Source organism: Pseudomonas glycinis (genome assembly GCF_054871425.1).
Window position 1 is genome coordinate 335,498 of sequence record NZ_JBTYHF010000005.1, and the last position, 13,939, is coordinate 349,436.

The following is a 13,939-nucleotide window of genomic DNA, read 5'->3' on the forward strand; positions in this document are numbered from 1 at the left end:
TCTCGTGCAGTACGTTTGGGCGGCCGGTTGGCCGCCTTTGTTTAGAGTGAAGGGGTTAGGGGATATTTTTGTCGAGCGTGAAGCACCCTGAGTATGTCGATCTCCCCATTCACCCGATAAACCAGCAGATAGTTCGGATGAATCACCATTTCGCGAGTGCCAGACACCCGACCGGATCGGTAGCCATGGGGTATAGAAGAAAGTTTCTGCGCTGCGGCAACGGCTTTACGTTGAAAGGAAACCGAAGCAACGGAGTTGTGCTGATCGATGTAATCAATGATGTCAGCCAGTTGACGAATAGCCTTGTAGCTCCATTTAACCCGCAGCGCGGCGCTTCCTGCGGTTTTCTTCATTCATCTGATCGAGCAACACCATTGCTTCGGCATGGGGAATGCCAGGGTGCGGATCATCAAGTGCTTCCTGAACCTGCGCACGAAACCAAAGGTCGTATTCCGCAGCCTCTTCTTCGGTTTCGAAGTCTGAAACGATAAGTGAAAGTTCAGCGCTCATCATGACCTCCATGATCAATGTGAAGCAGTCTAAGGGGGATGTGGCTCGTTGTCGTCACTGGCGGGACGAGGGAGACATCATCCGCAAACAGACGATGCAAATCTGTCAGACGCTTCGCTTGTGATGCACGTGCAGTCGATCAGCTGTGTAGTTCAATTCTGTAGGAAATCAGCTTTTGGTCATCGGGCTGACAGCCGCCGCTCAAAGCCGCGGCCACAGCCACGCTGCACTCAGTTACCGTCTGCAACCTTACGCTCGACCTCATCGACTTTGCGCTGTAGCTCTTCAGCTTCCTGCTCTTTGACCCGAGTGGAAGACGGCGTGATGATTTTGTCCACGCCTTCGGTTTTGCCGTCGCGGTCCTGCAGATCGCGCTCGACCACGTTCACCGGTTTGCCGCTGGCATCGGTGGGTGGGGCGTTGGGGGTTTTGTCGTCGTTGGGGTTCATGGCGCTGGCCTCCTGTGGGTGTACACATTGGAGACAGCGCGGCGGCAGACGTTCGAAATTTTTCAGCGGCTGTGCCCTCTCCCGCAGGAGAGGGCGCTGCGGCTTTTTCAGTCTTTCAGAATGTCGCGATCCTTGGTTTCCGGCAGGAAGAACGTGCCGAGTATCGCCGTCGCCACAGCAATGACAATCGGGTACCAGAGCCCGTAGTAGATGTCACCGGTGGCGGCGACCATGGCGAACGCCACGGTCGGCAGGAAGCCGCCGAACCAGCCGTTGCCGATGTGGTAGGGCAGCGACATCGAGGTGTAGCGGATGCGCGTCGGGAACAGTTCGACCAGCCACGCGGCGATCGGGCCATAAACCATGGTCACGTAGATCACCAGCACGGTGAGCAGGAGCAGCATCATCGGGTAATTGATTTTCGCCGGATCGGCTTTTTCCGGATAACCGGCGTCTTTCAACGCCGCGCCGAGGTTGGCGGTGAAGGCGTCGTTGCGGGCCTTGAAGTCGGCGGCGGTGAGGGCGCTGCCTTCGAAGCTCTCGACAACGCGGTCACCGATGCGCACCTGCGCCACCGTGTTCGGTTCTGCGGCGACGTTCTCGTACGGGATCGCGCGTTTCGCCAGCAGGGTTTTCGCCAAGTCACAGGAACTGGTGAATCTGGCCTTGCCCACCGGATCGAACTGGAACGAGCACTGATCAGGGTTGGCGATCACCTTGACCGGATTTTTTTCCTGCGCGACGAACACGTCCGGATTGCCGTACTGGGTTAGCGCAGTAAAGATCGGGAAGTAGGTCAGCGCGGCGAGGATGCAGCCGGCCATGATGATCGGCTTGCGCCCGATGCGATCGGACAGGCTGCCGAAAATCACGAAGAACGGTGTGCCGATCAGCAGCGATCCGGCGATCAGCAGATTGGCGGTCTGCGCGTCGATCTTCAACGTTTGCAAGAGGAAGAACAGCGCATAAAACTGCCCGGTGTACCAGACCACTGCTTGCCCGGCGGTGCCGCCGAGCAGCGACATGATCACCACTTTGAGATTGTCCCAGCGCGCAAAGGATTCAGTCAGCGGCGCTTTCGAGGCCTTGCCTTCGTCCTTCATTTTCTGAAATACCGGCGACTCGCTCAGTTGCAGGCGAATGTACACCGACACGGCCAGCAGAATGATCGACAGCAGAAACGGAATCCGCCAGCCCCACGCTTCGAACGCCTCGTTACCCAGCGCCGTGCGACAGGCGAGAATCACCAGCAACGACATGAACAGACCGAGGGTGGCGGTGGTTTGAATCCACGAAGTGAAAAAGCCACGCCGGTTGCGTGGCGCGTGCTCGGCGACGTAGGTTGCCGCGCCGCCGTATTCACCACCCAGAGCCAGACCTTGGAGCAGACGCAGGGTGATCAGAATCACCGGGGCGGCGACGCCGATGGTCGCGTAGCCGGGCAGCAAACCGACGATTGCCGTGGACACGCCCATGATCACGATGGTGATCAGAAACGTGTGTTTGCGCCCGATCATGTCACCCAGACGCCCGAAGACGATGGCGCCGAACGGCCGCACCGCAAACCCGGCGGCAAACGCCAGCAGGGCAAAGATGAACGCGGTGGTTTCGTTGACGCCGGCGAAGAAGTGCTTGGCGATGATCGCCGCCAGTGAGCCGTAGAGGTAAAAGTCGTACCACTCGAAAACCGTGCCCAGCGAGGAGGCGAAGATGACCTTGCGCTCCTCCTTGGTGATGCCGCCGCTGCGCGGTGGCGTGCCGGTGGATGCTGTGTCGATTGTGGCCATGGGTGTTCTCCGTCGTGCTTATTGTTGTAGGCCGGAGTCCCCCGTTACTGCCTGTCGCACTCTGGCCCGTTGGCATCTGTCGCCATCGCTGTCGCGTGAAGCTTGCACAGTCTGACCGCCTCGCAGGGCTGCAAGGTTTCCTGAAGCATAATCAGCTTTTGCCAGATATCCACTCGGCCTACGCTTTGACCCAACGCTGCCGGCTCCAGGCGCTCAACCAATCGACCAGAAACACCAGCAACAGCATCGCCAGAATCACCGTACTGGCCTGGGCTTCCTGGAACAGGCTCAGGCTGACATACAGCATCTGGCCCAGGCCGCCGGCGCCGACGAAACCGAGCACGCTGGCCATGCGGATGTTGTTTTCCCAGCGATACAGGCAGTAGGCGAGCAGTTGCGGGGCGAGGTTCGGCAGGGTGCCGTAGCAGAACGCGAGAAGCGGATTGCCGCCCTGCAAGCGAATCGCTTCGGCGGGTTGCGCCGGGGTGTTTTCCAGCGCTTCGGCGAACAGCCGACCGAGTACCCCGGTGGTGTGCAGAGCGAGGGCGAGGGTGCCGGCGTTCGGTCCGAGTCCGGCGGCGAGCACCATCAGCGCCGCCCAGACCAGCTCCGGAATCGCCCGCAAGCCGTTGAGCAGCAGACGCGCCGCACTTTGCAGCGGCCAGCCGAAACGCCCGGCAGCGGGCAGCGCGAGAACGATGCCGAACAGTGCCGCAAGCAGGGTGCCGAGGGCCGACATAGCGAGAGTTTCCAGCGAACCGTGGGCGATGGCTTTCAGATACCCGGCGCTCAAATCGGGACTGAGAAAACGCTGCACATAACTGCCCATCTGCTTGAGGCTATTGGCGCTGCCGAGTTCGGCAAGATCCAGTTCCAGATAGGCAAAAGAGGCGACCACCGCGACCGCAATGGCGGCGAGCAGCAGCAGGTTGATCAGGCGCCTCATGTCAGCCTCCAGCGCAGCAAGCGGCTGAGTTGATCGGCGCACAGCACCAGCAGCAGGAACGTCAGCAACATGCTGGCGACTTCACCGCCGGCGAACATGCGGATCGACAGGTCGATCTGTTGCCCCAGGCCACCGGCTCCGACAAAGCCCATCACCACCGAGGCACGAATCGCGCACTCCCAGCGATACACCGTGTAGGAGAGCAATTCGGCGGCGACATTCGGCAGCGTGCCGTAGGCAAACGCCGCCAGTCGACCGCTGCCGGCCTGCAACAGTGCGTGCGCCGGGCGTTGGTCGGTGGATTCGAAAATTTCTGCGTAGACCTTGCCGAGCATGCCGCTGTAGGTGATGGCGATGGCCAGCACGCCCGCCGCCGGCCCGAGGCCGACCGCGCGCACAAACAACAGCGCCCAGACGATCTCTGGCACGCTGCGCAAAAAGATCAGCAATCCGCGTACCGGCCAGCGCAGCAAGCGCCCGGGCAGGCTCGGCACGCCGCCTCGGGACGCCGCTGAGAGCGACAACGCGCGACTGGCGATCAGACTTGCCGGTACCGCCAGCAGCAGCGCCAGGGCCATGCCCGCTGTGGCAATCGCCAGGGTTTGCAGGGTGGCTTTGAGCAGCAGTTGCAGAAACGCCTGATCGTGCGCCGGTGGCCAGAATGCCGAAACGAAACGGCCCATTTCGTTCTGGCTGTCGGCCTGAAACAACACGCCCAGGTCCAGTTCGCTGAGCTGAATGCCCGGCCACAGCAGGGCCAGCGCCAGCAATGTCAGCAACAATCGCGGCCACGCCGCCGGGTCCCGTGAATCGGCCTTCAGCATCGCGGAATCTGCACAATCAAAGGTGCGACCGCTGGCGCTGGCGATTGCAGTTGTTCATTGGCGTACAGCGCATCGAGCTTGTCGCGGCTGACTTGATCGGATGGGCAATCAAAAAGAATCTGCCCGTCGCGCAAGCCAATGATCCGTGGGAAGTGCGCCAAGGCCAGATCTACCGCGTGCAGGCTCGCCACCAGTGTGACGTTGTGCTCGCGGGCGTGACGCGAAAGGATCGACAGCGTATGGCCGGCAAGCACCGGATCCATGGCCGATACAGGTTCGTCGGCAAGCAATATTTCCGGCGCCTGATACAGCACCCGCGCAATGCCGACGCGCTGCAATTGCCCGCCGGACAACTGCTGGCAATGGGCGAACAGTTTGTCGCCCAGATCCAGTCGCGCCAACGCCGCGCGAGCGCCCGCCACATCCAGTGGATGCAGCAGGTTCAGCAGACTTTTGCCCAGACTCCACTGACCGAGCTTGCCGGCCAGCACCGCCGTAATCACCCGCTGACGCGGCGGAATCGGCGGCGCCTGATGCACCAGGCCGATGCGCGCACGCAGGCGCTGCCGCTGGTGCGCCGACAAGTGCCAGGCGCGTTCGCCGAGCACTTCGATCTCGCCATTGCTGGGCTTGAGCGCGGTGGCCAGCAGATTGAGCAGGCTCGACTTGCCCGCGCCGGACGGACCGATGATCGCTACCTGTTCGCCAGCGCCAATCTGCACGTCGATGTTACGAAGGGCATCGACGCCATTGGCATGGCGCAGGCTGCCTTGGGTGAGGCGTAGGGTCATTTCAGCAGTTCGGCAGCGCGGGCGGCTTCCTCGATGCCCTTGTAGTTCTCGGGCTTGGTCTCGATGAAACGGCTGGCGGCCTGCAGATCGAGGATCTTTTTCTGCTCAGGATTGGTCGGGTCGAGGTCGAGGAAGGCTTTCTTGATTTTCGCGGCCAGCTTCGGATCAAGGGTGCCGCGCACGGTCCAGTTGTAATCGAAGTAGGTCGGCGTGGTGGCAAAGACCTTGACCTTGTTGGTGTCGACCTTGCCGGCGTCGACCAGCTTCTGCCAGACGCTGGCGTTCAATACACCAGCGTCGACCTTGCCGGCCTGCACCCAGGCAACGGTGGCGTCATGCGCGCCGGAGTAGGCGACGCGGCTGAAATAGCCTTCAGGCTTGATGCCGTCGTTTTTCAGCATGAAGTAACGCGGCATCAGGCTGCCCGAAGTAGACGACACCGAACCGAAGGCGAAAGTCTTGCCCTTGAGGTCGGCGAGGCTTTTCACGTTCGGGTCGGCGGTGATGAATTTGCTGGTGAACTGCGCGTCCTGCTCGCGCTGCACCAGCGGGATCACTGGGGTGGTGGCGTCGGTCTTCAAACGTGCCTGCACAAAAGTGAAACCGCCGAGCCAGGCCATGTCGAGGCGATCGGTGGCCAGCGCTTCAACCACGGCCGGGTAGTCGGCGACGGGGACAAACTGCACCTTCATGCCCAACTGCTGCTCAAGATAGGCACCCAGCGGTTCGAACTTGCGCAGCAGCTCGGTCGGGGCTTCGTCGGGAATCGCGCTGACGCGCAACACATCAGCGGCTTGCGTCATCAGGGCAGAAAAGGACAGCGCCAGACCGGCAGTGAGGGCGAGGGTACGCTTGAACATAGAATTCTCCGTTTCGTAAGCGTCAACATTCGAAGGGCCACCGGTAGTCAACGGCGCGCCACGTCAGGGTAGACGAAACGGCGAGGTTATACGCATTCGCGAGGAGATTGGCCAGCCTCCGTGCCGGCGCGTTGTGTCTGTTTGTGTGCCGTTCCGGTCAAGCCGCTTCGGGCAGTCTGGCAATCACCTTGATTTCAAAATCGAAACCCGCCAGCCAGGTCACGCCGACAGCGGTGATGGTCGGAAACGGCGCTTCGCCCCAGAACTCCGGTACCACAGTCCAGATCGTTTCGAACGTCGAGTGCGGATCGACCATGAACACGGTGACATCCACCGCATCATCGAAGCTGCAACCGGCCGCAGCGAGGATCGCGTTGAGGTTGTGGAAGGCGGTGCGCACCTGATCGCGCAGATCCGCCTCGGGCGAGCCATCCTCACGGCTGCCGACTTGTCCCGAGACAAACAGGAAACCGTTTGAGCGAATCGCCGGCGAGTAGCGGTGACGCTCATACAGGGCGTGACGGGCGGGTGGGAAAACTACATCGCGCTTGGACATGGGGCTGACTCCATCAGGGGGTTGATGGGAACGACTTTAGGTATTTGCAGTGCGCGGATAAACGCGCAAGCTTGGCGTTCACTGTTTGCAAATCCCAAACAATCGAGGGGCGCGGATGGACCGGTTCGATGCGATGCAGGCCTTTGCCCGGGTGGTCGAGGCGGGCAGTTTCACCAAGGCTGCCGAAACCCTGCACATGAGCAAGACCACGGTGACGCAACTGGTGCAGCAATTGGAGGCGCGGTTGCGGGTCAAGTTGCTCAACCGCACCACACGCAAAGTCAACGTTACCGCCGACGGTGCGGCGTATTACGAGCGGGTGATCAAGCTGTTGGCCGACATGGACGACGCCGAAACCAGCCTGCCCGGTGCCGCCGCACGGCCACGCGGGCGCTTGCGCATCGACGTGCCGAGCCCCTTCGCGCGGCATATTCTGGTGCCAGCCTTGCCGGATTTTCACGCGCGCTACCCGGACATCCAGATCGACATGGGCGTCAGCGACCGCATCGTCGACATCATCGATGAGAACGTCGATTGCGTGGTGCGCGGCGGCGAGCTGCTCGATCAATCGTTGATGGCGCGCAAGCTAGCAGATCTGCCCTTGGGTGTTTTCGCCGCGCCGGCTTATCTGGATCGCGAAGGGACGCCTGAGCACCCACTGGAACTGCAAGACTCCCATCACCGCGTCGTCGCTTTCCTCTGGGCTCGCACTGGTAAACCTCTTCCGTACACGTTGCACAATGGCACCGAGCGCCTGCAGATCAAGGGCCGGCATGTGCTTGCGGTGGATGACGGCAATGCTTATCTGGCGGCGGGGCTGGCGGGCATGGGGGTGCTGTGGTTGCCGACGTATATGGCCGATGCGCATGTCGCGCGCGGAGAGCTCGTGCCGTTGTTTGAGGGCTGGCGCCTGGAAAGCATGCCGCTTTACGTCGCGTATCCGCCGAACCGGCATGTCAGCTTGAAATTGCGGGTGTTTATCGACTGGATTGTGGCGTTAATGGCGTAGTGCTCTGGTGCGCTTATTGCTTTACGTGAAGGCGGGTCGTCAGAAAAACAACCAACCCGGCGACCCGAACGTGCTCGTGATGAGAGGTGCACGTTCGACCCAAGGAGCTATGCGCGTAATGAATATGTACATCGATATCGTCGGCGCCTGCAATCTGAGCTGCCCGTCATGCCCGATGGGTAATTCGGAAAATGCCAATTTCAAGAAAGCCATGCAGCTCGAGATGTTCACGCAGATTGTCGATAAGGCACGGCGTGAAGGGGTCAAGGCGATCTTTTTGTACAACTGGACCGAGCCGTTGATTCACCCGCGCATCGGTGAGTTCGTCGAAATCATTAACGCTGCAGGTCTGCAAAGCGGCATCAGCTCCAACTTGAACCTGGCCAAGAACATTGAAAGCGCGATGCTCGCCAATCCCTGGTTCTTCCGTGTCTCCCTGTCCGGGTTCCACCAGGACACCTACCGCCAAGGCCATGTCGGCGGCGACATCGAAGTGGTCAAGCAGAACATGATCAAGCTGCATGACCTCAAGCAGCGTCACGGCCTGAATACCCTTATCGAGGTCTATTACCACCGCTATCTGGATAACCTCGAAGAAGAGGGGCTGATGCGCGAGTTCAGCGAGCGCCTGGGTTTCAATTTCTCCACCGGCTACTCGGTGATGATGCCGCTGGAAAAAACCTTCGCCATCGTCGAAGACGATGCCTCGGTCACCGACACGGACCGGGAAACCCTCAAGCGCCTGGCGTTGCCACCGTATGCAGACCTGGTCAATCTGGTCAAGCAATACCCCAAACAGGCGTGCACTCTGAAAGATGATTGGCTGGTACTCGATTGCAATGGCAATACCGTGCTGTGCTGCACGATTTTCAATCAGTCTGAATACAGCGTCGGCAAGTATCTGGACATGCCGGTGCAGGAATTGATGAGTCGCAAATCCACGCAAAAGAACTGCGTGGACTTGTGCAACCGCTGCGCGAAGAACGGTCTGCACATCTACTCCGCATCGCCCAACAAGGGGCCGCTGGAAAGTCACGCGGTCAATCGCATCATCGACTTTCAACGACGCACGATTCTCGAACAGCCGATTGATAGCGAACTTCTGGGCCGTACAGGTGAAGTCAGCGCCGAGCATTTCGATGAGGCTCAATATCTGCGACTCAACGCCGACGTAAAGACGGCAATCGCCACAGGCGCCTTCTCCAGTGGCTATCAACACTACGTCCTGTTTGGGCGCCTCGAAGGGCGGCTCGGGGCGGGGTTGAACACGGTCGTTTGACAGATCCGGGGCGACGGCCATGGGTTGTTTGGTGGTGTGGCCCGATGACGTGATTGACTCTTTACCGGTTCCGGCCAACTATCGGCGCACAACAATGTGACCGATGGATTGAAACTTGACCGAACGACGCCAATTCAGCGGAGGCATGAAGGGGAAAAACCTCCGCTATCTGAATGAGCAAAGCGATAACGCGCAGTTGACGCGCACCGGTTTTCTGCTGCTCGAACACTTTTCGCTACCGGCCTTTACGCAGACGCTGGACGCCGTGGTGACCACTAATCTGTTGCGCCCGGGGCTGTTTACCTCGCGCACCTTCGGTCTGGGTGAGGGCGAGGTCATCAGCGACCTGGGGTTGGTGATCCGCCCCGATGCGCGCTTGGACTCAGCAGCGCTCGAGGAATTGGATCTGCTGGTGGTCTGCGGCGGTTATCGCACCGAGTTGCGAGCGAGCGATGGGTTTGTGCATTTGCTCAAACTGGCGGCGGAGCGGGGCGTCAGTCTGGCCGGGTTGTGGAACGGTTCTTGGTTTCTCGGCCGCGCCGGGTTGCTCGACGGCTACCGTTGCGCGATTCACCCGGAACATCGCCCGGCACTGACCGAAATCGCCAAGAGCACCCACGTCAGTAGCGAACCCTTTGTGATCGACCGCGACCGGCTCACCGCGTCGAGCCCGTCGGGGGCTTTCCACATGGCGCTGGACTGGATCAAAAGCCTGCACGGCAAGGCGCTGGTCGAGGGTGTCGAGGACATTCTGGCGTTCGAGGAATCGCGCTACAGGCGGATCAAACCGGATGAAAACATCTGCGTCAGCGCGCCGTTGCGGGAAGTGATCAAGCTGATGGATGCCAACCTCGAAGAGCCGCTTGAGCTGGAACAACTGGCGGTCTACGCCGGCCGCTCACGGCGCCAGCTCGAGCGCTTGTTCAAGGAACAACTGGGCACCACGCCGCAGCGCTACTATCTGGAGCTGCGCATCACCGAAGCCCGCCGCCTGCTGCAACATACCGAGCTGTCGCAGGTGGAAGTATTGGTGGCTTGCGGTTTTGTCTCACCGAGCCATTTCAGCAAGTGCTACAGCTCGTACTTCGGTTATCGGCCTTCGAAGGAAAAACGGCTGGTTAAATAGATCGACCGGTGCAATCCCCAAAAACCCTCACCCCAGCCCTCTCCCAGAGGGAGAGGGAGCCGACCGAGGTATCTTGCGCTGTACATCGACCTGAAAGATGGACGTCGACTTTGGATTCAATACAGCGCTTTCAGGTCGGCGTAAATCTCGAATATCCCCCAATCAGTTCCCTCTCCCTCCGGGAGAGGGCTAGGGTGAGGGGTATTGAGGGCGGGTCTGTCAGAGACGATCAGCATCGATTACAGCTTGCGCAAACGCCGCCGGGCTTTCCTGGGGCAAATTGTGCCCAACCCCACCCTCAATCAATCTGAATTGATATTTCCCGGTAAAACGCTTGGCATAGTCCTCAGGCTTGGGATGTGGCGCTCCATTGGCATCGCCTTCCATGGTAATCGTCGGCACGCTGATCGACGGGGCAGTCGCAAGCCTCTCTTCCAGCGCGGCATATTTCGCCTCGCCCTGCACCAGGCCCAGGCGCCAGCGGTAGTTGAACACGGTGATCTCGACGTGATCGGGGTTCTGCAACGCTTTGGCACTGCGGTCGAAGGTTGCGTCGTCGAATTTCCATTGCGGTGAAGCCAGTTGCCAGATCAGTTTGGCGAAGTCGTGGGTGTTCTTTTCATAGCCAACGCGGCCGCGTTCGGTGGCGAAGTAGAACTGGTACCACCACTGCAATTCGGCTTTCGGCGGCAGTGGATTCTGCCCGGCGGCCTGGTTGCCGATCAGATAGCCGCTGACCGCCACCAGCGCTTTCACGCGCTCTGGCCACAAGGCCGCGACGATGCCCGCTGAACGCGCGCCCCAGTCGTAGCCGCCAAGCACTGCTTGTTTGATTTTCAGCGCGTCCATGAAGTCGATGATGTCGCTGGCCAATGCCGCCGGTTGGCCGTTGCGCAGAGTGGCTTTGGACAGGAATTGCGTGTCGCCATAACCCCGTGCATATGGCATCAGCACGCGGTAACCCTTGGCCGCGAGCAGTGGTGCGACTTCGTCATAGCTGTGAATGTCGTAGGGCCAGCCGTGCAGCAGGATCACCACCGGGCCATCGGCAGGACCGGTTTCGGCGTAGGCCACATCGAGCAAGCCTGCCTTGATGTGCTTCAGCGGGCCGAAAGGAGAGGGCGCTGAATAGCTGACGGCGGCCGGTTCAGTGGTTTGCGCCTGAGCGCTGCCGACGGTGCCGAGCAGTGACAGCGCCAGGACTGACAAGCCGAGCGCGGCGGTGATTTTAGAGGTATGCAGAGCCTGTTTCATGCTGACGTCTCCTTTGCGAGCCTGTGGCCAAGGGGCTGGATGAACCTTGAAACCCTGGGTGCATTGAAGCGTAGCGAGGTATCCGATCTGTGTCCCCGGACGGCAGTTTTGCAAGGGCGTGTATGGCGGCGGGGCGCGTACACAGTGTGTTACACGGAGGCGAAACCCATTGTTTTCGCGCGAAAATAATAAGTCGCTGTTTTAAAACAAAAAATATTTCATCTCGGGCTTCCCAAACGAAATGAATGTTGTTAAATTGCGCCCCGTTCTCACAGCGATCCTAACGGAGCCGCTGACCAGAGCTACAGGGGCGTCGCCAAGCGGTAAGGCAGCAGGTTTTGATCCTGCCATGCGTTGGTTCGAATCCAGCCGCCCCTGCCATCTACGAAAAAACGCCAACTTCGCAAGAAGTTGGCGTTTTTTTATGCCTGCGATTTACCGCGCTTGAGCCAAGCAGGCGTGCGCGTTGCCGAAGCACCGCGCACGCCGGTCACTCAGTGCGGTGCGCGCGGGATGGTTTTCATCAGGTCTTCAGGGCTGATGTGGCCGACCACGCTGCCCGGCTGCGGCAGATTGAGGATGTGGCCTTTCATCTTGCCGATGATGTGCATCTCGCACGGCTTGCAATCGAACTTCAGCGTCAGCACCTCATCGCCGTGGATCAACTGCATCGGCGCGACCTTGGTACGCACACCGGTGACGCCTTTGGCCTGTTTCGGGCACAGGTTGAAGGAGAACCGCAGGCAGTGCTTGGTGATCATCACTGGCACTTCGCCCGGCTCTTCGTGAGCTTCGTACGCCGCGTCGATCAGCTTGACGCCGTGACGGTGGTAGAAGTCGCGCGCCTTCTGGTTGTAGACGTTGGCGAGGAAGGTCAGGTGCGAATCCGGGTACACCGGCGGCGGCGTGGTTTCGGCCTTGCGGCTGCCACGCGGATGCGCGGCGACGCGGGCCGCCGTCAGCGCTTCGATCACTTCACGACGCAGGGACTTGAGCTGCGAGTTGGGAATGAAGAACGCTTGCGGCGCATCCAGCTTGATGTCGGTGGCGTGGTACTGCGTGGTGCCGAGCTGACCGAGGAGGTCGCGCAATTGCTCCAGCGCTTGCTCAGGCTTGTTGGCGACGCCGAACGGCCCGTTGAGGGTGACGCTGGCGCTGATGCCTTCTTCGCTGGTCGCGGTCACTTCCAGCTGTTCTTCGCGCAGACGAGCGAACCAGCTCAGGGCCACACGACGTTCCGAAGAGGTCTTCTGCAACGCCTGCTGCCAGTTGTGATCGAGGTTGCGATTCAACGGGTGGCTCGGACGCAGCTTGAACAGGCCTTCAGGCATTTCGTTCGGCTCGACGCGGTAGCGGTAGCGCTTCTCGCCGTCTTCTTCGAACTCGCCTTTGGCCTCGGCGATGTTGGCGCGGAAACCGACCACTTCGCGTTTGACCAGTACGTTCAGACCGTCACCGTTGGACAGCGGCTCATGGGTGACGACCTGCATGTCACGCTTGCCGACTTTTTCCACCGTACCCACCGGCAGGCCGGTGAAGGTTGGCGAATCGAAGGCGCCGATGTCGATCTTGCGATCAGTGACGAAATAATCGGTGCTGCCACGGTGGAAGGTCTTTTCCGGATCGGGCAGGAAAAAATGCACAGTACGGCCGCTGGAAGCGCGTGCCAGGTCCGGGCGGTCTTCAAGCACGTCGTCGAGGCGCTGGCGGTAATAGGCAGTGATGTTTTTCACATAGCCCATGTCCTTGTAGCGACCTTCGATCTTGAACGAACGCACGCCGGCCTCGACCAGTGCGCGGATGTTGGCGCTCTGGTTGTTGTCTTTCATCGACAGCAGGTGTTTTTCGTAGGCGATCACGCCACCCTTTTCATCCTTGAGGGTGTAGGGCAAGCGGCAGGCCTGGGAGCAGTCGCCACGGTTGGCGCTGCGGCCGGTTTGCGCGTGAGAGATGTTGCACTGGCCGGAGAAGGCCACGCACAGCGCGCCGTGGATGAAGAACTCGATGGCGGCATCGGTTTCATCGGCGATGGCGCGGATTTCTTTCAGGTTCAGCTCGCGGGCCAACACCAACTGGGAGAAACCGGCCTGATCGAGGAACTTCGCTCGCTCGAGGGTGCGGATGTCGGTCTGGGTCGAGGCGTGCAGCTCGATCGGCGGAATGTCCAGCGCCATCACGCCCAGATCCTGGACGATCAGCGCATCGACGCCAGCGTCATACAACTGATGGATCAGCTTGCGCGCCGGCTCCAGTTCGTTGTCGTGCAGGATGGTATTGATGGTGGTGAAAATACGCGCGTGGTAACGGCGGGCGAACTCGACCAATTCGGCGATTTCGCTGACTTCGTTGCAGGCGTTGTGGCGTGCGCCGAAGCTCGGGCCGCCGATGTACACGGCGTCAGCGCCATGCAGGATGGCCTCGCGGGCAATGGCGACATCGCGGGCAGGGCTGAGCAATTCCAGGTGATGCTTGGGCAAGGACATAGTTTTTTTAGTCAGGCGGTCACGGGCAAGGGGCGCATTGTACCTGTGAAACACCCAGGCGGCAC

14 protein-coding genes and 1 tRNA gene are annotated in these 13,939 nt (G+C 60.3%); 4 read left to right on the plus strand and 11 right to left on the minus strand.

The window, feature by feature from the left end:
• Window positions 1–41: 41 nt before the first annotated feature.
• From ACYSTU_RS14565 to ACYSTU_RS14605, 9 genes are all read right to left on the minus strand, one after another.
• The gene (locus ACYSTU_RS14565) at window positions 42–353 is read right to left on the minus strand and encodes a type II toxin-antitoxin system RelE/ParE family toxin (protein ID WP_130886950.1); all 312 of its coding nucleotides are present in this window, start codon (window positions 351–353) and stop codon (window positions 42–44) included.
• On the minus strand, window positions 316–510 hold the full coding sequence (relB, locus tag ACYSTU_RS14570; RefSeq protein WP_016774959.1) for a type II toxin-antitoxin system RelB family antitoxin: 195 nt from the start codon (window positions 508–510) through the stop codon (window positions 316–318). Before relB ends, ACYSTU_RS14565 begins: the two co-directional genes overlap by 38 nt.
• 230 nt (window positions 511–740) lie before the next feature.
• Window positions 741–959, minus strand: coding sequence for a hypothetical protein (locus ACYSTU_RS14575; RefSeq protein WP_425643709.1), 219 nt, complete (start codon window positions 957–959; stop codon window positions 741–743).
• Between the two features lie 107 nt (window positions 960–1,066).
• On the minus strand, window positions 1,067–2,746 hold the full coding sequence (locus tag ACYSTU_RS14580; RefSeq protein WP_038861763.1) for an MFS transporter: 1,680 nt from the start codon (window positions 2,744–2,746) through the stop codon (window positions 1,067–1,069).
• Between the two features lie 178 nt (window positions 2,747–2,924).
• Window positions 2,925–3,692 carry a phosphonate ABC transporter, permease protein PhnE gene (gene phnE / locus ACYSTU_RS14585; protein WP_206422065.1) on the minus strand — a complete coding sequence of 256 codons (768 nt, stop codon included), beginning with the start codon at window positions 3,690–3,692 and terminating at the stop codon, window positions 2,925–2,927.
• On the minus strand, window positions 3,689–4,516 hold the full coding sequence (locus ACYSTU_RS14590; RefSeq protein WP_024013147.1) for a PhnE/PtxC family ABC transporter permease: 828 nt from the start codon (window positions 4,514–4,516) through the stop codon (window positions 3,689–3,691). Before ACYSTU_RS14590 ends, phnE begins: the two co-directional genes overlap by 4 nt.
• A complete protein-coding gene (locus tag ACYSTU_RS14595; protein ID WP_498999566.1) occupies window positions 4,510–5,307 on the minus strand; it encodes a phosphonate ABC transporter ATP-binding protein in 798 nt (265 codons plus the stop codon). Before ACYSTU_RS14595 ends, ACYSTU_RS14590 begins: the two co-directional genes overlap by 7 nt.
• A complete protein-coding gene (locus ACYSTU_RS14600; RefSeq protein ID WP_498999569.1) occupies window positions 5,304–6,167 on the minus strand; it encodes a putative selenate ABC transporter substrate-binding protein in 864 nt (287 codons plus the stop codon). The genes ACYSTU_RS14595 and ACYSTU_RS14600 overlap by 4 nt, the downstream gene beginning before the upstream one ends.
• 157 nt (window positions 6,168–6,324) lie before the next feature.
• Window positions 6,325–6,723 (minus strand): RidA family protein, encoded by a 399-nt coding sequence (locus ACYSTU_RS14605; RefSeq protein ID WP_122698149.1) that lies wholly within the window; start codon window positions 6,721–6,723, stop codon window positions 6,325–6,327.
• A gap of 115 nt (window positions 6,724–6,838) precedes the next feature.
• Between ACYSTU_RS14605 and ACYSTU_RS14610 the strand changes: the two genes are divergently transcribed.
• From ACYSTU_RS14610 to ACYSTU_RS14620, 3 genes are all read left to right on the plus strand, one after another.
• Window positions 6,839–7,732 (plus strand): LysR family transcriptional regulator, encoded by an 894-nt coding sequence (locus tag ACYSTU_RS14610; protein ID WP_264365362.1) that lies wholly within the window; start codon window positions 6,839–6,841, stop codon window positions 7,730–7,732.
• 118 nt (window positions 7,733–7,850) lie between these two features.
• The gene (locus tag ACYSTU_RS14615) at window positions 7,851–9,011 is read left to right on the plus strand and encodes a radical SAM protein (protein WP_130886945.1); all 1,161 of its coding nucleotides are present in this window, start codon (window positions 7,851–7,853) and stop codon (window positions 9,009–9,011) included.
• 115 nt (window positions 9,012–9,126) lie between these two features.
• Complete coding sequence (locus ACYSTU_RS14620) at window positions 9,127–10,137, plus strand: GlxA family transcriptional regulator (RefSeq protein ID WP_177421646.1); 1,011 nt, start codon at window positions 9,127–9,129, stop codon at window positions 10,135–10,137.
• 219 nt (window positions 10,138–10,356) lie between these two features.
• Here ACYSTU_RS14620 and ACYSTU_RS14625 read toward each other — a convergent pair whose 3' ends face one another.
• The gene (locus ACYSTU_RS14625; protein WP_498999575.1) at window positions 10,357–11,391 is read right to left on the minus strand and encodes an alpha/beta fold hydrolase; all 1,035 of its coding nucleotides are present in this window, start codon (window positions 11,389–11,391) and stop codon (window positions 10,357–10,359) included.
• Window positions 11,392–11,697: 306 nt separating this feature from the next.
• Between ACYSTU_RS14625 and ACYSTU_RS14630 the strand changes: the two genes are divergently transcribed.
• Window positions 11,698–11,772, plus strand: a tRNA-Gln gene (locus ACYSTU_RS14630).
• 113 nt (window positions 11,773–11,885) lie between these two features.
• Here ACYSTU_RS14630 and ACYSTU_RS14635 read toward each other — a convergent pair.
• Complete coding sequence (locus ACYSTU_RS14635) at window positions 11,886–13,874, minus strand: peptidase U32 family protein (RefSeq protein ID WP_498999577.1); 1,989 nt, start codon at window positions 13,872–13,874, stop codon at window positions 11,886–11,888.
• Between the last annotated feature and the right edge of the window lie 65 nt (window positions 13,875–13,939).